The sequence below is a fragment of the Pedococcus sp. P2_D7 genome (assembly GCF_056404295.1).
The window spans coordinates 471,399-489,241 of record NZ_JBFUEH010000002.1; the positions used below are offsets into that span (position 1 = coordinate 471,399).

The 17,843-nt window shown below is 70.8% G+C and carries 17 protein-coding genes; 16 read left to right on the top strand and 1 reads right to left on the bottom strand.

Annotated features, from left to right (window positions below):
• Window positions 1-28: 28 nt before the first annotated feature.
• Window positions 29-457: a RidA family protein gene (locus tag AC1DWJ_RS05785; protein ID WP_457256238.1), complete on the top strand. Its 429-nt coding sequence runs from the start codon at window positions 29-31 to the stop codon at window positions 455-457.
• On the opposite strand, the gene AC1DWJ_RS05790 is transcribed toward AC1DWJ_RS05785, so the two are convergent.
• A complete protein-coding gene (locus tag AC1DWJ_RS05790) occupies window positions 423-1,280 on the bottom strand; it encodes a PaaX family transcriptional regulator (RefSeq protein WP_457256239.1) in 858 nt (285 codons plus the stop codon). The genes AC1DWJ_RS05785 and AC1DWJ_RS05790 overlap by 35 nt on opposite strands.
• A gap of 110 nt (window positions 1,281-1,390) precedes the next feature.
• Here AC1DWJ_RS05790 and AC1DWJ_RS05795 point away from each other — a divergent pair, with 110 nt between their 5' ends.
• The 15 genes from AC1DWJ_RS05795 (at window position 1,391) to AC1DWJ_RS05865 (ending at window position 17,725) form a co-directional block, all read left to right on the top strand.
• Window positions 1,391-2,836, top strand: coding sequence for an NAD-dependent malic enzyme (locus AC1DWJ_RS05795; protein WP_457256241.1), 1,446 nt, complete (start codon window positions 1,391-1,393; stop codon window positions 2,834-2,836).
• Window positions 2,833-4,089: a DUF6986 family protein gene (locus tag AC1DWJ_RS05800; RefSeq protein ID WP_457256243.1), complete on the top strand. Its 1,257-nt coding sequence runs from the start codon at window positions 2,833-2,835 to the stop codon at window positions 4,087-4,089. The genes AC1DWJ_RS05795 and AC1DWJ_RS05800 overlap by 4 nt, the downstream gene beginning before the upstream one ends.
• Before the next feature lie 103 nt (window positions 4,090-4,192).
• The gene (locus tag AC1DWJ_RS05805; protein ID WP_457256245.1) at window positions 4,193-4,705 is read left to right on the top strand and encodes a helix-turn-helix domain-containing protein; all 513 of its coding nucleotides are present in this window, start codon (window positions 4,193-4,195) and stop codon (window positions 4,703-4,705) included.
• 282 nt (window positions 4,706-4,987) lie between these two features.
• A complete protein-coding gene (gene pucL, locus AC1DWJ_RS05810; protein ID WP_457256247.1) occupies window positions 4,988-5,896 on the top strand; it encodes a factor-independent urate hydroxylase in 909 nt (302 codons plus the stop codon).
• Between the two features lie 235 nt (window positions 5,897-6,131).
• Complete coding sequence (gene uraD / locus AC1DWJ_RS05815; RefSeq protein WP_457256249.1) at window positions 6,132-8,060, top strand: 2-oxo-4-hydroxy-4-carboxy-5-ureidoimidazoline decarboxylase; 1,929 nt, start codon at window positions 6,132-6,134, stop codon at window positions 8,058-8,060.
• Window positions 8,060-8,554 carry a 2-oxo-4-hydroxy-4-carboxy-5-ureidoimidazoline decarboxylase gene (uraD, locus tag AC1DWJ_RS05820; protein ID WP_477620236.1) on the top strand — a complete coding sequence of 165 codons (495 nt, stop codon included), beginning with the start codon at window positions 8,060-8,062 and terminating at the stop codon, window positions 8,552-8,554. The genes uraD (AC1DWJ_RS05815) and uraD (AC1DWJ_RS05820) overlap by 1 nt, the downstream gene beginning before the upstream one ends.
• Complete coding sequence (gene uraH, locus AC1DWJ_RS05825) at window positions 8,554-8,880, top strand: hydroxyisourate hydrolase (protein WP_457256251.1); 327 nt, start codon at window positions 8,554-8,556, stop codon at window positions 8,878-8,880. The genes uraD (AC1DWJ_RS05820) and uraH overlap by 1 nt, the downstream gene beginning before the upstream one ends.
• A 232-nt stretch (window positions 8,881-9,112) precedes the next feature.
• Window positions 9,113-9,922, top strand: a complete 810-nt coding sequence (locus AC1DWJ_RS05830; protein ID WP_457256422.1) for a hydroxypyruvate isomerase family protein — start codon at window positions 9,113-9,115, stop codon at window positions 9,920-9,922.
• Window positions 9,919-10,845 (top strand): 2-hydroxy-3-oxopropionate reductase, encoded by a 927-nt coding sequence (locus AC1DWJ_RS05835; RefSeq protein ID WP_477620368.1) that lies wholly within the window; start codon window positions 9,919-9,921, stop codon window positions 10,843-10,845. Before AC1DWJ_RS05830 ends, AC1DWJ_RS05835 begins: the two co-directional genes overlap by 4 nt.
• Before the next feature lie 131 nt (window positions 10,846-10,976).
• Window positions 10,977-12,755, top strand: coding sequence for a glyoxylate carboligase (gcl, locus tag AC1DWJ_RS05840; protein ID WP_457256253.1), 1,779 nt, complete (start codon window positions 10,977-10,979; stop codon window positions 12,753-12,755).
• Window positions 12,756-12,763: 8 nt separating this feature from the next.
• Entirely contained in the window at window positions 12,764-13,894 is a 1,131-nt protein-coding gene (locus tag AC1DWJ_RS05845; RefSeq protein WP_457256254.1) for a glycerate kinase, read from the top strand.
• A complete protein-coding gene (locus AC1DWJ_RS05850; RefSeq protein ID WP_457256255.1) occupies window positions 13,891-14,760 on the top strand; it encodes a fumarylacetoacetate hydrolase family protein in 870 nt (289 codons plus the stop codon). Before AC1DWJ_RS05845 ends, AC1DWJ_RS05850 begins: the two co-directional genes overlap by 4 nt.
• A gap of 16 nt (window positions 14,761-14,776) precedes the next feature.
• Window positions 14,777-16,153 carry an allantoinase AllB gene (allB, locus tag AC1DWJ_RS05855; protein WP_457256256.1) on the top strand — a complete coding sequence of 459 codons (1,377 nt, stop codon included), beginning with the start codon at window positions 14,777-14,779 and terminating at the stop codon, window positions 16,151-16,153.
• Window positions 16,150-16,998, top strand: a complete 849-nt coding sequence (locus tag AC1DWJ_RS05860; RefSeq protein ID WP_457256258.1) for a bifunctional allantoicase/(S)-ureidoglycine aminohydrolase — start codon at window positions 16,150-16,152, stop codon at window positions 16,996-16,998. Before allB ends, AC1DWJ_RS05860 begins: the two co-directional genes overlap by 4 nt.
• 40 nt (window positions 16,999-17,038) lie before the next feature.
• A complete protein-coding gene (locus AC1DWJ_RS05865) occupies window positions 17,039-17,725 on the top strand; it encodes a GntR family transcriptional regulator (RefSeq protein WP_457256260.1) in 687 nt (228 codons plus the stop codon).
• The last annotated feature ends 118 nt before the right edge of the window (window positions 17,726-17,843 follow it).

The window sequence follows — 17,843 nt, forward strand, 5'->3', positions numbered from 1 at the left end:
TCCGCGCCGGCCACACCTTGGAGGTTCGATGTCCCAGCCGCTGACCCCCGTGCCCGTCAACCCCGCGTCCCTGGCCGCGCCGAGCGGCTACTCGCACGGCACGCTGAGTGGCAACACGCTCTACCTCGGCGGGCAGACCGCCCTCGACGCGCAGATGCAGATCGTGCCGGGCGGCATCGTCGAGCAGTTCCGGCAGGCGTTCTCCAACGTCCTCGCCACCCTGGCCGAGGCCGGCGGCGTCCCCGAGGACCTCGTGAGCATCACGATCTACCTCACCGACATCCCCGACTACCAGGCCCACGGGCGCGAGATCGGCCGCGCCTGGCGCGAGCTGGCCGGCCCCGTCTACCCCGCGATGGCCGGCATCGGCACGACGGCCCTCTGGCAGCCCGAGGCCCTGATCGAGATCGTCGGCGTCGCAGTCATCCCGGACGAGCGGCTCCGGCCTCAGCGGTGACGAAGTCGTGGGCCGGGCCCGCGAGCAGCCGGTGCAGGGCGAAGAACGTCTCGGCCGCCCTCGTCCCGGACCACGAGTCCGGGAGCAGGTCGGCCGGCAGGCCGGGGTCGAGGTAGGGCAGCCGCCGCCACGCGGTGAGCGCCCGGATGTAGTCGGCGAACGCCTGCGGCCCGGGCTCGACCGTGTCGTGCGCAGCCCACTCCGTGCGCGCCGGCTCGTGGGCGTCGAGGAAGTCCGTGTAGAGCTGCCCCAACGCATCGAGGTCCCACCACTGGGCGACCTTATCGGCGGGGTCGCCGAAGGCGACGTACTCGGCGCGGAACAGGTCGACGTACAGGTCGAGCCCGTTGGCGACGAGCACCTCCCGCGCGTCGTCGGCGAGGTGGCCGGGAGCGATCCACACGCCGGAGGACACCGTGCCGAAGCCGAGCCAGGCCAGCCGGGCTCGCAGGGCGTGCCGCTTCTGGCGCTCGGACTCGGGCACCGAGAACACGACGACGACCCAGTCGCGCGACTGCGGCTCGGGGCGGGCGAAGATGCGGCGGTCACCGACCTCGAGCACGTGGCGGGCGTACTCCGACAGGGCGTAGCCGGCCATGCCGCCGCGGCGCTCGGAATCGACGATGCCGCGCCGCTTGAGCCTCGACAGCGACGAGCGCACGGCCTGGTCGTCGACCCCGGCCGCGGCCATCAGCCGGATCAGGGCGCTCACGCTGATCCAGCCGCCGAACTCGCGGACGTAGAGCCCGAGCAGGGTGACGATCAGCGCGCGCGGTGGCAGTGGCCCCCGCTCCGTGCCACCGTCGAGCTCGGTCGTCGTCACGAACGCAATGTATCCGTCAGCCGGTCGAGACTTGTCCTTGACGCCGACCAGTCCTAAAGTTCCGTTTCACAGAACTTGAAATCCGTATCGTGGAAGATTGAGGTCGAGTGATGTCCGCACCGAGCCCCGGATACTCCATCACCGTGCGCGCCGACGCGCCTGCCGCGATCGACACCACTGGGGTCCTCGCTGCCGCGGTCGCTGCGGCGGGAGGGGCGCTCACCGCCCTCGACGTCGTGGAGTCGCACGGCGACAAGCTGGTCGTGGACGTGACCTGCAACGCCTCCGACGCCGACCACGCCGACCGGATCACCGCGGAGATCGCGGCAGTCCCCGGGGTCACGGTCCGCAAGGTCAGCGACCGCACCTTCCTGCTGCACCTCGGCGGCAAGCTCGAGGTCGTGCCCAAGGTGCCGCTGAAGCACCGCGACGACCTGTCCCGCGCCTACACCCCCGGGGTGGCTCGCGTCTGCCTCGCCATCGCGGAGAACCCCGAGGACGCGCGCCGCCTCACCATCAAGCGCAACACCGTCGCCGTCGTGACGGATGGCTCGGCGGTCCTCGGCCTCGGCAACATCGGCCCCGCCGCAGCCCTCCCGGTGATGGAGGGCAAGGCTGCGCTCTTCAAGCAGTTCGCCGGAGTCGATGCCTGGCCGGTCTGCCTCGACACCCAGGATGTCGAGGAGATCATCCTGATCGTCAAGGCGCTCGCCCCGGTCTACGGTGGCGTGAACCTCGAGGACATCTCCGCGCCCCGCTGCTTCGAGATCGAGCGGCGCCTGCGTGATGAGCTCGACATCCCCGTCTTCCACGACGACCAGCACGGCACCGCCATCGTCACCCTCGCGGCACTGCGCAATGCGCTGCGCGTCGTCGACAAGAAGCTGGAGGACGTGCGGATCGTGGTCTCCGGGGTGGGTGCCGCCGGACACGCCATCATCCGGCTGCTCGACGCCCAGGGGGCCACCGACATCATCGGCTGCGACCGCCGCGGTGCCCTGGACCCGGAAGCGGACCACGCCGACGAGTTCCGGGGCTGGATCGCCCGCAACACCAACCCTTCCCGCACGACGGGGACGCTCAAGGAGGTGCTGCGCGGGGCCGACGTCTTCATCGGCGTCTCGGCACCGAACCTCCTCGATGGCGACGACATCGCGGGCATGGCCGAGAAGGCCATCGTCTTCGCCATGGCCAACCCCGACCCCGAGGTCGACCCCGTCGCGGCGAGCCACCACGCCGCCGTGGTCGCCACGGGCCGGTCCGACTACGCCAACCAGATCAACAACGTGCTGGCCTTCCCGGGGTTCTTCCGGGGCCTGCTCGACGCCGGCGCGCGGGACATCACCGACGAGATGATGATCGCCGCAGCGTCGGCCATCGCCGACTGCGTCCACCCCGACGAGCTCAATGCCAGCTACATCGTGCCGAGCGTCTTCGACGCCAACGTCGCACCAGCCGTGGCTGCTGCGGTGCGACACGCAGCCGGAGGGCGGCACGCCGACCCGGCCGCCCGGCATACCGGCTCCGCCGCCAGCAGTGAGGCGTCGACCCGATGACCGTGGACCTGGCCGCGCTGGGCAGCGCCCTCGACGAGCGCCTGCGGGATGCGGATGCCGAGCTGACCGCGCGGTTCCCCGGCGAGCGGCCGGTGCGCCAGCCCGTCCACACCGTCTACGTGCCGGCCGACCGCTACGACGCCGAGCTGGTGGGCCGGTGGCAGAAGGAGGCGGTCGCTGCCCTGGACGAGCACGGTGGGGGCGCCGAGGGCGTCGCGGAGGCCTTCGGGCTGCCCGATGGCCTCGCGGCGGACCTGCTCGAGCGGGTGCGCGCAAAGCTCGACCGCGAAGCCGTCGAGGACCTGCGGATCGACTTCGAGGACGGCTACGGCGCGCGGTCCGACGACGAGGAGGATGCAGCCGTGGACGCCGCGGCCGCGGCTCTCCTGCACGCCGTCGACACCGGGAACGCGACTGCCTTCAACGGCATCCGCTTCAAGAGCTTCGAGGCGCCGACCCGGCGGCGGGGGCTGCGCACGTTCGCCCGGTTCGTCGAGGCCGTGACCCGCGACGGTGCGCTGCCGGAGGGGTTCGTGGTGACCTTCCCCAAGGTCACGTCCGTCGACCAGGTCGAGGCGATGGTCGTCGCCTGCGAGCAGGTCGAGCAGGGCGTCGGGCTGTCGCCCGGGGCGATCCGGTTCGAGATCCAGGTCGAGACCCCGCAGGCGATCGGGGGGCCCGACGGCACCGCGCTGGTGGCCCGCATGGTGCACGCCTCGGCGGGCCGCTGCACCTCCCTGCACTACGGCACCTACGACTACTCCGCCTCCTGCGGCATCGCCGCGGCCTACCAGTCGATGGAGCACCCCGCCGCTGACCACGCCAAGGCGGTCATGCAGGTCGCCGCGGCCGGCACCGGGGTGCACCTGTCCGACGGCTCCACCAACGTGCTGCCGGTCGGCGACCACGACCAGGTGGTGGCGGCCTGGCGGCTGCACGGACGCCTCGTGCGACGCTCGCTCGAGCGCGGCTACTACCAGGGCTGGGACCTGCATCCAGCCCAGCTGCCGAGCCGGTTCCTCGCGACCTACGCCTTCTACCGCGAAGGCCTGCCCGTGGCCGGCCAACGGCTGAAGAACTATGTGGGACAAGTGGATTCGGGGGTCATGGACGAGCCCGCCACGGCCCGTGCCCTGTCCGACTTCGTCGTCCGCGCGCTCGACTGCGGCGCCACCGACGAGCAGGAGGTGCAGGCCCTGACCGGTCTGGACCGTGCTGCCATCGACCGCTTGGCCCACCGCTCGCCCGCCTGACCGCCCCGTCCGCCTGACCGCCCCGTCCGCCGCGGCGGCGCTGACTGCGCCTCGCTGACTGCGCCTCGCTGACCTCCGCGGGCGACGCGGGTAGGTTGGCCGCATGCGCGTGCGGGTGGAGTTCACGACCGAGCCGTTCCACGGCGAGGACGACCAGCTGCCCTCCCACGTCACCGCGTCCGCCGACGCGCTCCGGTATGCCGGGTTGTCACCCGACCTGGGACCGCTCGGCACGTCGGTCGAGGGCGAGGCCGAAGTGGTCGTCGACGCAGTGGCCGTGGCGCTCAAGGAGGCGCTGTCCCACGGCGCGACCCGGGTGACCCTCACCCTCGGTGACGTGGACGCGGTCACCGCCAGTGCGCCTGCGGCTGGTGCCACGGACTTCACCGACGGGCTGTCGCGCCTCATCGCCGACGTGGAGCGCGAGCTCGGGGGTTCGCTGGCGACCCTGCCACGCGCCGAGAAGCAGCACGCGGTGCGGCTGCTGGAGGAGCGCGGGGCCTTCGAGATGCGCCGCAGCGCGGAGACGGTCGCGGAGGCCCTGGGCCTGACCCGCTTCACCGTCTACAACTACCTCAACCGAATCCGCGACTCCGCGGCCGAGCCCACCGGCTGACGCGGCATACCTCGGTGGTCTTTGGTGCCGCGAGAGCCCAGCTCTCGGGCTCCGGGCGGCCGCGAGCCCGAGAGCTGGGACCTGGGCGACCGCTCGTCGCACGCCCCTGAACTTCACCACCCTGATTTTCAACAAAGTGTTGACTCGGTCACAACGCGGCGTTTATTGTTCCATCATTCGTAAACGGGTTTCCACCATTCGGAAGACCTCCGGATCTCCTGGAAGCCACCGCGCACCCACTGCCGACCCACCCCAGGGTCGACGGGCACCGCAAGGAGCACCATGAGCTTCGTCCTCGGACCCAACCAGTACGGCAAGGCGGAGAACCGCGTCGTCCGCGTCTACCGCGACACCGCCCGCCACGAGATCCGCGACCTCAACGTGTCGACCGCCCTGCGCGGCGACTTCACCGAGGCGCACACCACCGGTGACCAGGCCAGCGTCCTGCCCACTGACACCCAGAAGAACACCGCCTTCGCGTTCGCCAAGGAGCACGGCGTCACCTCCCCGGAGGACTACGCCCTCACCCTCGGACAGCGCTTCCTCGACGTCACCCCCGCCGCGACCGCCAGCCGGATCGAGGTCGAGGAGTACGCGTGGGACCGCATCGAGGTCGGGGGCACCGGCCATGACCATGCGTTCGTGAAGCGCGGCGGCGAGGTACGCACCACGGTCGTGACCCGCGACCGCAGGGGCGACGAGCCGCGCGCCTGGGTCGTGTCCGGCGTGAAGGACCTCGTCGTCCTCAAGTCGACCGGCTCGGAGTTCAAGGGCTACCTCAGGGACGAGTACACGACGCTGAAGGAGACCGACGACCGGATCCTCGCGACGTCCCTCGTGGCGCGCTGGCGCTACGAGTCCACCGAGGGCGTCGACTGGAACAAGTCGTTCGACGACGTGCGGTCGCTCCTCCTCGAGACGTTTGCGACGACCTACAGCCGCGCGCTGCAGGAGAGCCTCTATGCGATGGGCTCGGCCGTGCTGTCCGCCCACCCCGAGGTCGCCGAGATCAAGTTCTCCGCCCCCAACAAGCACCACTTCCTGGTCGACCTGGCCCCGTTCGGGCTGGACAACCCGGGCGAGGTGTTCATCGCCGCCGACCGTCCCTACGGGCTGATCGAGGCCACTGTCCAGCGTGAGAACGGCTCGGACGCCGGCGACGCCTGGCTCACCGTGCCCGGATTCTGCTGACGCACCAACGCACCACCGCACCACCGCACCACCGCACCACCGCACCACGATCTGACCACCGCCCGCGTCGCTTCGCAGCTCCTCGCAGGGAACCCCGACCGGCCGGTCACGACGTCGAGCACGCCGTTCTCCCGCACGCCTTTCTCCTGCACCCCCTCCTGCACGCCCTCCTGCACCCCCTCCTGCACGCCCTCCTGCACCCCCTCCTCCCGGAGCCTCCCGAAAGGTGCCTGTCATGAGCGCAGCCACCGCAACACCCCAGTCCCAGCGCGCCTCCCGCCACCCGGTCGACGAGGTCCTGCCGATCCCGAAGCTCGCGATCTACGGCTTCCAGCACGTGCTGGCGTTCTACGCCGGCGCGGTCATCGTGCCGATCCTCCTGGCCAGCGCCATCGGCCTGTCGACCCAGGAGCTCATCCACCTCATCAACGCCGACCTCTTCACGTGCGGCATCGCGTCGATCATCCAGTCCATCGGGTTCTGGAAGGTCGGTGTGAAACTGCCTCTCCTGCAAGGGGTCACGTTCACCGCCGTCTCGCCGATGATCGCCATCGGCATGGCCGCGGGCGGTGGCACCGACGGCCTGCTCGTGATCTACGGGGCGGTGATCGTGGCGGGTCTGTTCACCTTCCTCGTCGCCCCCTACTTCAGCCAGCTGATCCGCTACTTCCCGCCGGTCGTGACCGGATCGGTGATCACGATCATCGGCCTGGCGCTCCTGCCGGTCGCGGCTGCAGACGCCGCCGGTGGCGCCGGCCCGACCCTCGACCCCACGAGCGGCCGCAACCTCGCCTACGCCCTGGGCACCCTCGCCCTCATCGTCGCGATCCAGCGGATCTTCAAGGGCTTCATGGCCACCGTGGCCGTCCTCATCGGCCTGGTGGTCGGCACCGTCATCGCCTGGATCCTCGGTGACGCCCACTTCGACTCGGTGTCGGGCTCGGGCTGGATCGGGGTCACCACGCCGTTCCACTTCGGCTGGCCCAGGTTCTCGGTGGCCGCGATCATCTCGATGATCGTCGTCATGCTCATCACCGCCGTCGAGACCACGGGCGACGTGTTCGCGACCGGTGAGATCGTCGAGAAGCGGATCGGCAAGGACGACATCGCCCGCGCCCTGCGCGCCGACGGCCTGGCCACCACGATCGGTGGGGTCTTCAACTCGTTCCCCTACACCTGCTTCGCCGAGAACGTCGGCCTGGTGCGACTGACCCGGGTCAAGAGCCGCTACGTCGTCGCAACCGCCGGGCTGATCATGGTCGTCATCGGCCTGATCCCCAAGGCCGGTGCCATCGTGGCCGGCATCCCGCACCCGGTGTTGGGTGGGGCCGCACTGGCGATGTTCGCGACCGTGGCCGTGGTGGGCTTCCAGACCCTGTCGCGGGTCGACTTCCACGACCACCGCAACGTCGTCATCGTCGCCACCGCGGTCGGCCTCGCGATGTACGTCACCGCGCAGCCCGACGTCGCCAAGGCGGTCCCGGACTGGGCTCAGATCATCCTCGGCTCGGGGATCACCCTCGGCTCGATCACCGCCATCGTGCTGAACTTCCTCTTCCACCACATCGGGTCCAACCGTGGTCCGGCCGTGGCCGGCGCGCCGGGCTCCCTGGTGCGCCTCAGCGAGGTCAACCAGATGTCGCGCGAGGACTTCGCCGACACGTTCGGCAGCCTCTTCCAGGGGCCGCGCTGGGTGGTCGAGCGGGCCTTCGACTCGCGGCCGTTCAGCGACACCAGCGACTTGCGGCGGGCCTTCCAGGAGGCGCTCTTCTCGGCCAACGAGGACGAGCAGCGCCAGTTGATCGACTCCTACCCCGACCTCGGCGCCGACAGCGTGGCCGAGGGTGACGAAGGGCCCGACTCCCTCCGTGACCAGTCCTCGCTCGGCCTCACCCGGCTCGACGAGAAGGGCCACGGCGAGCTGGCCGAGCTCACCTCCCAGTACCGCGACCGGTTCGGGTTCCCCCTCGTGACGTGTGTGCGCGACCGCGACTCCTTCGACCAGGTCGTGCGCACGGGCTGGGAGCGGCTCAACAACTCCCAGGCGCAGGAACACGCCTCGGCACTCGTGGAGATCGCCAAGATCGCCGGCTACCGGTTTGATGACCTCGTGGCCGACGCCAATCCGATCCACTCCGCCCGCACCCGCTTCGTGGAGGGTTGATGACCCTCGAGCGCCTCAACACGCTGCCTGCGTCGGAGCTGGAGGAGCAGCTGACCGCGTGCCTCCCGGTGCCCAGGTGGGTGGCCGCCGTCCGCGACGGTCGACCGTATGCCGCGTGGCCGGAGCTCGAAGCGACCGCCGGCGCCGCCGCCCAGCACCTCGACGACGAGGAGCTGGAGGCGGCGCTGGCCGGGCACCCGCGGATCGGTGAGCGGGCTGCGAGCCGGCACCACAACGTGGCCGCCAGTGCGCGCGAGCAGGCCGGGGTGGACCCGGCCGATGCCGTGGTGGCCAGCGCGCTCGCAGCGGGCAACGCGGCATACGAGGCACGCTTCGACCGGGTGTTCCTCATCCGGGCCGCCGGTCGATCCGCTGCCGAGATCCTCGCCGAGCTCGACCGACGGCTCGGCAACGACGACGACGCCGAGCGTGAAGAGACCGTGACCCAGCTGCGCGAGATCGCGCTGCTCCGACTCCGACAGGTGGCCTTCTGATGGGAACCCTCAGCACGCACGTCCTCGACACCAGCCTCGGCAAGCCCGCCGCCGGCATCACCGTGGTGCTGGAAACCGTTGACGCCCAGGCGATCGGCGACGGCATCACCGACGGGGACGGTCGTATCGGCACCATCGGGCCGGAGCGGCTGGAGGCCGGCGACTACCGGCTCCGGTTCGCCTCGGGTGGGTACTTCGCGGCGCGCGGCGTCGAGGCCTTCTACCCGGAGGTGGTGGTGGTCTTCACCATCGCCGACGCCGACCAGCACTACCACGTGCCAGTCCTGCTCAACCCGTTCGGCTACTCCACCTACCGAGGGTCGTAACCATGGCGACCGCCGTCACGGCCGACGAGCAATCGCTTGCGGCACAGGCGGTCTCATGGGGGGAGCGGTGGTTCGCGCGACACCGCGACGCCTCCGGATATATCTCCGCCACGCGCTGAGACGACCGCCCGTGCGGTCTTGACGCTCGGGCGGAATGACGCTTACTCTCTCACTAATCGGAAAAGCAATTCCACAATACGGAAATGAAGGAGATATCGTGACGGACCACGGACTGCGTTACGAGGTGAACTGCTCGATCCTGTTCACCGAGCTGCCGCTCCTCGAGCGGCCCGCCGCCGCGAAGGCCGCAGGCTTCGACGCCGTCGAGTTCTGGTGGCCCTGGCCCGACCAGCCGGCGCCCGGTGACCGCGAGGTCGATGCCTTCGTCGGCGCCATCGAGGACGCGGGGGTGCAGCTGGTGGGCCTCAACTTCTTCGCCGGCGACCTGGCCGGTCCTGACTGTGGAGTCCTCTCCATCCCCGACCGCGTGCAGCAGTTCCGTGACAACGTCGACGTCACGGTCGGCATCGGCGAGCGGCTCGGCGTCGGGGCGTTCAACGCCCTCTTCGGCAACCGCGTCGAGGGCGCGTCGGCGCAGGAGCAGGACGAGCTCGGCCGCGAGTCGATCGCCTTCGCCGCCAAGGCTGCAGACCGCATCGGGGCGACCGTCCTCGTCGAGTCGGTCAGCGGTCCCAAGCCCTACCCGCTGCGCACCGCGGCCAACGCCGTCGCGGTCGTCGATGACGTGCGCGCGACGGGCGCGAGCAACGTCGGCTTCCTCCTCGACCTCTACCACCTGGCCGCCAACGGCGACGACCTCGACGCCGCCATCACCGCCTTCGCCGACCGCACGGCACACGTGCAGATCGCCGACGCCCCCGGACGCGGGGAGCCCGGCTCCGGAGGCCTCGACCTGCAGCGCCACCTCGGCGCGCTCGCCGAGCGCGGGTATGCCGGGTGGGTGGGTCTGGAGTACAAGCCCACCACCGCGACCACCCCCGAGAGCTTCGGCTGGCTGCCGCGCGAACGCCGCGGCGCCTGACCCACCCCAGTCACACCAGCACGACCACCAAGGAGCACGACATGACCACCATCGCCTTCATCGGACTCGGCATCATGGGCAGCCCCATGGCTGTCCACCTCCAGGCTGCCGGGCACGACGTCATCGGCTACAACCTGCATCCCGACAAGACCCAGCCGCTCGTGGACGCCGGTGGCACCGCAGCGGCGTCGGTCGCCGACGCCGTCCGCGACGCCCAGGTGGTCGCGGTCATGGTCCCCGACAGCCCCGACGTGCAGGACGTCCTGCTGGGTGAGGACGGCGTCTTCGCCAACGCCAAGGAGGGCACCCTGGTGATCGACTTCTCCAGCATCCGCCCCGACGTGACCGTCGACCTCGCGAAGGCCGCTCAGGACAAGGGGTTCCGGCTCCTCGACGCTCCGGTCTCCGGCGGTGAGGCGGGCGCCAGGAACGCCGCCCTGTCCATCATGGTCGGTGGCTCGGCCGACGACTTCGCCGAGGCCAAGCCGCTCTTCGACGCGGTCGGAACAACGATCGTCCACGTGGGCGGCAACGGAGCGGGGCAGACGGTCAAGGCCGCCAACCAGCTCATCGTGGCGGCCAACATCCAGGCCCTGGCCGAGGCGGTCGTCTTCCTCGAGGCCTATGGCGTCGACCTCGGCCCTGCCCTCGACGTGCTCGGCGGCGGGCTGGCCGGCTCCAAGGTGCTCGACCAGAAGCGCGACAACATGGCGAAGAAGTCCTTCGAGCCGGGCTTCCGGATCGACCTGCACCACAAGGACCTCGGGATCGTGACCAGTGCCGCGCGTGAGGCCGGGGTGGTCGTACCCCTCGGCGGGCTCGTGGCCCAGCTGATGGCCTCGGCCCGTGCGAACGGCGACGGCGGCCTCGACCACTCGGCCCTCCTGCGTGGCGTGCAGCGCCTCTCCGGGCAGACCACCTGACCCTCCCCGAACGTCCCTGAACCTCCCGTCCCACCCGACCTGCTCTCCCCGTTCGAGGTAATCCGCTACCCAGATCCGGCAGCGGATTACCTCGAACCGGGGAAAGTGGGGCCAGAACCAGGAGCACCACCATGGCACGCATGACTGCGGCCCAAGCGGCCGTCGAGATCCTCAAGAAGGAAGGCGTGACGAACGTCTTCGGCCTGCCCGGAGCCGCGATCAACCCCTTCTACAAGGCGATGAAGACCAACGGCGGCCTGCACCACACGCTCGCCCGCCACGTCGAGGGCGCCTCCCACATGGCTGAGGGCTACACCCGGGCCAGGGCGGGCAACATCGGGGTCTGCGTCGGCACCAGCGGTCCCGCCGGCACCGACATGATCACCGGGCTCTACTCGGCCAGCGCCGACTCGATCCCGATCCTGTGCATCACCGGCCAGGCGCCGGTCGCCAAGCTGCACAAGGAGGACTTCCAGGCCGTCGACATCGCCTCGATCGCCAAGCCGCTCACCAAGATGGCCGTCACGGTCCTCGAGCCGGCCCAGGTCCCCGGCACGTTCCAGCAGGCATTCCACCTGATGCGTTCGGGACGCCCCGGCCCGGTGCTGATCGACCTGCCCATCGACGTCCAGATGGCCGAGATCGAGTTCGACGTCGAGACCTACGCGCCGCTGCCGACCTACAAGCCGGCCGCCACCCGCCCCCAGGTCGAGAAGGCTCTCGACCTGTTGGCGGCGAGCGAGCGACCGCTGATCGTCGCGGGTGGCGGGATCATCAACGCCGACGCCGCCGACCTGCTGGTCGAGCTCGCCGAGCTGACCGGTGTCCCCGTCATCCCCACCCTCATGGGCTGGGGCACCATCCCCGACGACCACGAGCTCAACGCCGGCATGGTCGGTCTGCAGACCAGCCACCGCTACGGCAACGCCACCATGCTCGAGTCGGACTTCGTCCTGGGCATCGGCAACCGCTGGGCCAACCGCCACACCGGTGACGTCGAGATCTACACGAAGGGCCGCACCTTCGTGCACGTCGACATCGAGCCGACCCAGATCGGGCGGGTCTTCGCGCCCGACTACGGGATCGTCTCCGATGCGAAGGCGGCGCTGCAGCTCTTCGTCGAGGTGGCGCGCGAGCGCCGCGAGGCCGGTCGCCTGGCCGACCGCACCGCGTGGGCGCAGTCCTGCCGCGACCGCAAGGCGACCATGTGGCGCAAGACCAACTTCGACGTCACACCGATCAAGCCGCAGCGGGTCTACCAGGAGATGAACCGCGCCTTCGGCAAGGACGTCCGTTACGTCTCGACGATCGGCCTGTCCCAGATCCAGGCGGCCCAGCTGCTGCACGTCTACAAGGACCGGCACTGGATCAACGCGGGGCAGGCGGGCCCGCTCGGCTGGACGGTCCCGGCCGCGCTGGGGGTCGCCACGGCGGTCCCGGACGAGACCGTCGTCGCCCTCTCCGGCGACTACGACTTCCAGTTCATGATCGAGGAGCTGGCGGTCGGGGCGCAGTTCAACATCCCCTACATCCACGTCCTCGTGAACAACGCCTACCTCGGCCTGATCCGACAGTCCCAGCGCGGCTTCGACATGGACTACTGCGTCCAGCTGTCGTTCGACAACATCAACAGCCCCGAGGTCGCCGGCTACGGCGTCGACCACGTCAAGGTCGTCGAAGGACTGGGCTGCAAGGCGATCCGCGTCTTCGACCCCGAGGAGATCCACTCCGCCCTGGAGAAGGCGAAGGCCATGGCGCAGGAATACCGCGTGCCGGTCGTCGTCGAGGTCATCCTCGAGCGCGTCACCAACGTCTCGATGGGTCTGTCCATCGACGGCGTCACCGAGTTCGAGGAGCTGGCCGCCGGCGGCGCCGACGCCCCGACCGCGCTCTTCGCCAACCTGGACTAGGGCTGTCGATGCCCCGCGTCCTGCTCGCCCCCGACAAGTTCAAGGGCACCCTGACGGCCGCCGAGGTCGCGAGGCACCTGTCGAACGGCCTGCGCTCGGTCCGGCCCGACGTCGAGGTGGTCGTCGTCCCCGTCGCCGACGGGGGCGACGGCACCCTCGCCGCGGCCGTTGCTGCCGGGTTCACCCGGGTGTCGGTGCGGGCCACCGGCCCGACGGGTATGCCGTGTGACTCGGCCTACGGGGTCCGCGGCAGCGAGGCGGTGGTCGAGCTGGCCGAGGTCTCGGGGCTGGCGCAGCTGCCGGGCCGCCGGACCGCGCCGCTCACGGCCACGAGCAGGGGCACCGGCGAGCTGATCGCCGCTGCCCTGGACGCGGGCGCGCGTCGGGTCGTCGTCGCCATCGGCGGGAGTGCGTGCACCGACGGCGGGGCTGGTCTGCTGCAGGCGCTGGGCGCCACGATCCACACCGCGACCGGCGGTGAGGTCGCAGGAGGCGGGGCTGCGCTGCTCGAGGCGAGCCGGCTCGACCTGAGCGGACTCCACCCCGGCCTGGCCGGGGCCGAGCTGGTCGTGGCCTGCGACGTCGACAACCCCCTGACCGGCGGTCGTGGGGCCGCAGCGGTCTACGGCCCGCAGAAGGGCGCCGGTCCCGGAGACGTCGAGCTGCTGGACTCCGCGATGACCCGCTGGGCCGACCTCGTGGGGCGGACCACCGGCGCCGACCGACGGGACGAGCCAGGGGCCGGAGCCGCAGGAGGGGTCGGCTTCGGGCTGATGGCCGTCCTCGGCGCGACGACCCGACCGGGGGCCGAGCTCGTGTTCGAGCTGACCGGCCTGCCGGACGCCGTCGCCGGAGCCGACCTCGTCGTGACCGGCGAGGGCTCCCTGGATGCCCAGACCCTGCACGGCAAGGCCCCTGCGGCCGTGGCCGCGCTGGCCCGCGACAAGGGTGTACCCGCCGTCGCGGTGGCCGGTCAGGTCTCGCTCACGCCTGCCGAGCTGGGAGCGGCAGGCCTGCACGCGGCATACGCGCTCGTCGACGAAGGCGCCACTCGGCAGGAGGCGCTGGACGCGCCCGGGCCACTGCTGGAGCGGATCGGTGCGCGCATCGCGCGCGAGCACCTGGGCGGTGCGCGGTGAGGTTCGCCAGGGTCGGTCCACCCGGGGCCGAGCGCCCGGTGGTGGTCGCCGACGACGGCGCGCTTCTCGACCTGTCGACCGTGACGCAGGATGTCGACGCCACCTTCCTCGGCAGGCTCGACACGGTCGAAACCACTGCGCTGCACCGCCTCCCGGGTGGTGGCGACCTGCGTTTCGGTGCCCCCTTCACCCGTCCCGGCAAGGTCGTCGGCATCGGGCTCAACTACCGCGACCACGCCGCCGAGGCCCGCGTGCCGCTGCCCACCGAGCCGGTCGTCTTCCTCAAGGCGCCGACCTCGGTGTGCGGGCCGACCGACGACATCAGGATGCTGCCGCAGTCGGTCACGACCGACTACGAGGTGGAGCTGGGGGTCGTCCTCGGCTCGCCGCTCAAGGACGAGCGCGACCAGGCCCGAGCCCTGCGGGCTGTCGCCGGCTACGTGTTGGCGCACGACGTCTCCGACCGGGCGCTCCAGCTCGAGCGCGGCGGCACCTGGACCAAGGGCAAGTCGGCCGACACCTTCTGCCCCGTCGGGCCGTGGCTGGTCACCCCCGACGAGCTCGGTGACCCCTCCGACGTCCGGCTGCGAATGTCGGTGAACGACACGCTGCGGCAGGACGGCTCGACCGGCGACATGCTCTTCTCCGTCGCCGAGCTGCTCTGCTACGTCAGCGGGATCATGACGCTCGAGCCGGGCGACCTGGTCATCACCGGCACCCCGGCGGGAGTGGCCATGGGCCAGCCGGAGCCGCGCCCCTACCTGCGCCACGGCGACGTCGTGTGCGCGGATGGCGGGGTGCTCGGCACCCAGCGGAGCCGGGTCATGGACCATGCTCGTTCCGCCGCGCCGGCAGCGGCGAGCTGAGGCAGGGATTACGGTCATGACAGGTTCGGTGCACGGCTCCGGGAAGAGGTCTGGTGTGACGGCAGAGGTGGTCCTGCGGGCGAGGCGTGCCGTCGTCGACGGCGCGGAGATCGCGGTCGCGGTCTCCGTCGCGGACGGACGGATCGTCGCGGTCGACCCCTACGACAGCGAGGTGCCCGGCGCCCGCGTGGTCGAGCTGGCCGACGACGAGGTGCTGCTCCCCGGCCTGGTGGACGCCCACGTCCACGTCAACGAACCCGGGCGCACCGACTGGGAGGGCTTCGCCAGTGCCACCCGCGCCGCGGCGGCCGGTGGCGTCACGACGATCATCGACATGCCCCTCAACTCGATCCCGCCGACCACCACGGTCGCCGCGCTCGAGGAGAAGCGGGCCGTCGCGCGCGACCAGGCCTACGTCGACGTGGGGTTCTGGGGCGGTGCCGTGCCCGGCAACCTGCCCGACCTGCGTCCGCTCCACGAGGCCGGCGTCTTCGGCTTCAAGTGCTTCCTCCTGCACTCGGGCGTCGACGAGTTCCCCCACCTGTCGGCATCCGAGCTGCGCGAAGCCCTGGCGGAGACTGCGACGTTCGACGCGCTCGTCATCGTGCACGCCGAGGACGAGCAGACCATCGATTCGTCACCCCAGCCGCACGGCCAGGGGTATGCCGGGTTCCTGGGTTCGCGTCCCAAGGAGGCCGAAGAGCGGGCCATCGCCGAGGTGATCGACGCGACCCGCGAGACCGGCGGGCGGGCGCACATCCTGCACCTGTCGGACGCCGACGCGATCCCGCTGATCGCCCGGGCCCAGGCCGAGGGCCTGCGACTGTCGGTCGAGACCTGCCCGCACTACCTCACCCTCGACGCCGAGGAGATCCCCGACGGCGCAACGCAGTTCAAGTGCTGCCCCCCGATCCGCGAGCACGACAACCGCGACCGGCTCTGGGCCGGGCTCGCGAGCGGCGTGATCCGGACCGTCGTGTCGGACCACTCGCCGTGCACCGAGGACCTCAAGCGGTTCGACTCCGGCGACTTCGGCGAGGCGTGGGGCGGGATCGCCGGCCTCCAGCTCGGCCTCCCCGCCGTCTGGACCGAGGCCCGCGAGCGAGGACACTCACTCGTCGACGTCGTGCGCTGGATGGGAGTGGGGCCGGCCGACCAGGTGGAGCTCGGCGACCGCGGGCGGATCGCCGTCGGCGCCACGGCCGACCTGGTCGTCTTCGCCCCCGACGAGTCGTTCACCGTCGACGTCGCCTCCCTTCGACACAAGAACCCCGTGTCGGCGTATGCCGGCCGCACGCTCACCGGGGCGGTGCGCCAGACCTGGCTGCACGGCATACCGGTCGACATCGAGGCCGACCCGCGCGGTCGGCTCCTGACGAGAGGACAGCGATGACCACCCCCCGCTACCCGACCACTCCTTACTACGTCCCCGCCGGCGGCCTGCCGCCGCAGACGCAGCTGACCACGGACCGGGCGGTGTTCACCGAGGCGTATGCCGTCCTGCCGCGGGGGACGATGACCGACATCGTCACCAGCAACCTGCCGTTCTGGGACGCCACACGGCTGTGGGTCATCGCCCGGCCGCTGTCCGGTTTCGCGGAGACGTTCTCGCAGTACATCGTCGAGGTCTCGCCCGGCGGCGGCTCCGACCGGCCCGAGGCGGACCCTGGCGCCGAGGGCGTCCTCTTCGTCGTGGCGGGCGGGCTGACCCTGACCCTCGGGGATCAGACGCACGAGCTGGGTGCGGGCGGCTACGCGTTCCTCCCACCGGGCCAGGAGTGGACGTTGCACAACCGCGGCGACGCGACGGCGACGTTCCACTGGATCCGCAAGGCCTACCAGGTCGTCGACGGGATCGACGTGCCCGAGGCCTTCGTGACGAACGAGGCCGACGTCGAGGGTGGCGAGATGCCCGGCACCGACGGGGTCTGGACCACCCAGCGGTTCGTCGACCCGAGCGACGTGCGGCACGACATGCACGTCAACATCGTCAACTTCGAGCCGGGCGGGGCGATCCCGTTCCCCGAGACCCATGTGATGGAGCACGGCCTCTACGTCCTCGAGGGCAAGGCGGTCTACCTGCTCAACAACGACTGGGTCGAGGTGCAGGAGGGTGACTTCATGTGGCTGCGCGCGTTCTGTCCGCAAGCCTGTTACGCCGGTGGTCCCGGTCGGTTCCGCTACCTGCTCTACAAGGACGTCAACCGCCACGCGGTCCTCAGCCGTCAGCTCGTCTAGGTGGGCATGATGGTCCTGTGACGGGTCGAGGAGTGCGGCGATGACACAGCCCAGGCGGCAGTCGGGCATCGTCAGCCTGCTCACCCGTGAGGACGCCTATGTCTCCGGCCCGCAGGTGCTCTCCGAGCTGCGTCGGGTGATCGCCTCGGGTGCCGTGCCACCAGGCAGCCCGATCCCGCTCGACGACGTGGCGGCCTTCTTCGGGGTGAGCCTGATCCCCGTGCGTGAGGCACTCAAGACGCTGCTCGGTGAAGGGTTGCTCGAACACCAGCCCCGGCTCGGCTACACGGTCACCGCCCTGTCGCAGACCGAGCTCGACGAGCTCTACGTCGTGCGCGGCGCCCTCGAGGCGGCCGCGCTCGAGGTGGCGGTGCGCCAGTCCGCCCCAGCCGACCATGCGCGCGCCGCCGCCATCCACGAGGCCCTCGACCGTGCCGTCGCCGCCGACGACGCGGCCGCCTTCCAGCGGGCCAGTCGCGACTTCCACGAGGCCCTGCTGGCGCCCTGTCGCATGCCGCGGCTCCTGCACATGCTCGACATCGCCTGGAACCTCACCGAGCCCGTCCAGACCATGATGCGCACGACCGAGCAGGACCGGGCCGGCATGCGCGAGGACCACCAGCAGATGCTCGACGCGTTCGTCGCGCGCGACGCCGAGACCCTCAAGGCGGTCGCCGAGGCACACCACGACCGGCTCACGGCATGCATCGCCCGCATCGGCAGCTGAGCTCCCGGCGCCACCGGCTGTGGAGCTGTTCGACGGACGGCTGGATATACCCAGATATACGGTTCAAAGCCTTCTGTGCCAACGGATCCGCTCCTAGCGTTCTCCGCAAGCATCCGCG

Bases quoted from the DNA above. Each gene is read 5' to 3' on its own strand.
- AC1DWJ_RS05845 (WP_457256254.1), top strand. From the start codon at position 12,764: ATGCCCCGCGTCCTGCTCGCCCCCGACAAGTTCAAGGGCACCCTGACG.
- uraD (WP_457256249.1), top strand. From the start codon at position 6,132: ATGAGCGCAGCCACCGCAACACCCCAGTCCCAGCGCGCCTCCCGCCAC.
- gcl (WP_457256253.1), top strand. From the start codon at position 10,977: ATGGCACGCATGACTGCGGCCCAAGCGGCCGTCGAGATCCTCAAGAAG.
- AC1DWJ_RS05785 (WP_457256238.1), top strand. From the start codon at position 29: ATGTCCCAGCCGCTGACCCCCGTGCCCGTCAACCCCGCGTCCCTGGCC.
- AC1DWJ_RS05805 (WP_457256245.1), top strand. From the start codon at position 4,193: ATGCGCGTGCGGGTGGAGTTCACGACCGAGCCGTTCCACGGCGAGGAC.
- pucL (WP_457256247.1), top strand. From the start codon at position 4,988: ATGAGCTTCGTCCTCGGACCCAACCAGTACGGCAAGGCGGAGAACCGC.
- uraD (WP_477620236.1), top strand. From the start codon at position 8,060: ATGACCCTCGAGCGCCTCAACACGCTGCCTGCGTCGGAGCTGGAGGAG.
- AC1DWJ_RS05865 (WP_457256260.1), top strand. From the start codon at position 17,039: ATGACACAGCCCAGGCGGCAGTCGGGCATCGTCAGCCTGCTCACCCGT.
- AC1DWJ_RS05860 (WP_457256258.1), top strand. From the start codon at position 16,150: ATGACCACCCCCCGCTACCCGACCACTCCTTACTACGTCCCCGCCGGC.
- AC1DWJ_RS05795 (WP_457256241.1), top strand. From the start codon at position 1,391: ATGTCCGCACCGAGCCCCGGATACTCCATCACCGTGCGCGCCGACGCG.
- uraH (WP_457256251.1), top strand. From the start codon at position 8,554: ATGGGAACCCTCAGCACGCACGTCCTCGACACCAGCCTCGGCAAGCCC.
- allB (WP_457256256.1), top strand. From the start codon at position 14,777: ATGACAGGTTCGGTGCACGGCTCCGGGAAGAGGTCTGGTGTGACGGCA.
- AC1DWJ_RS05800 (WP_457256243.1), top strand. From the start codon at position 2,833: ATGACCGTGGACCTGGCCGCGCTGGGCAGCGCCCTCGACGAGCGCCTG.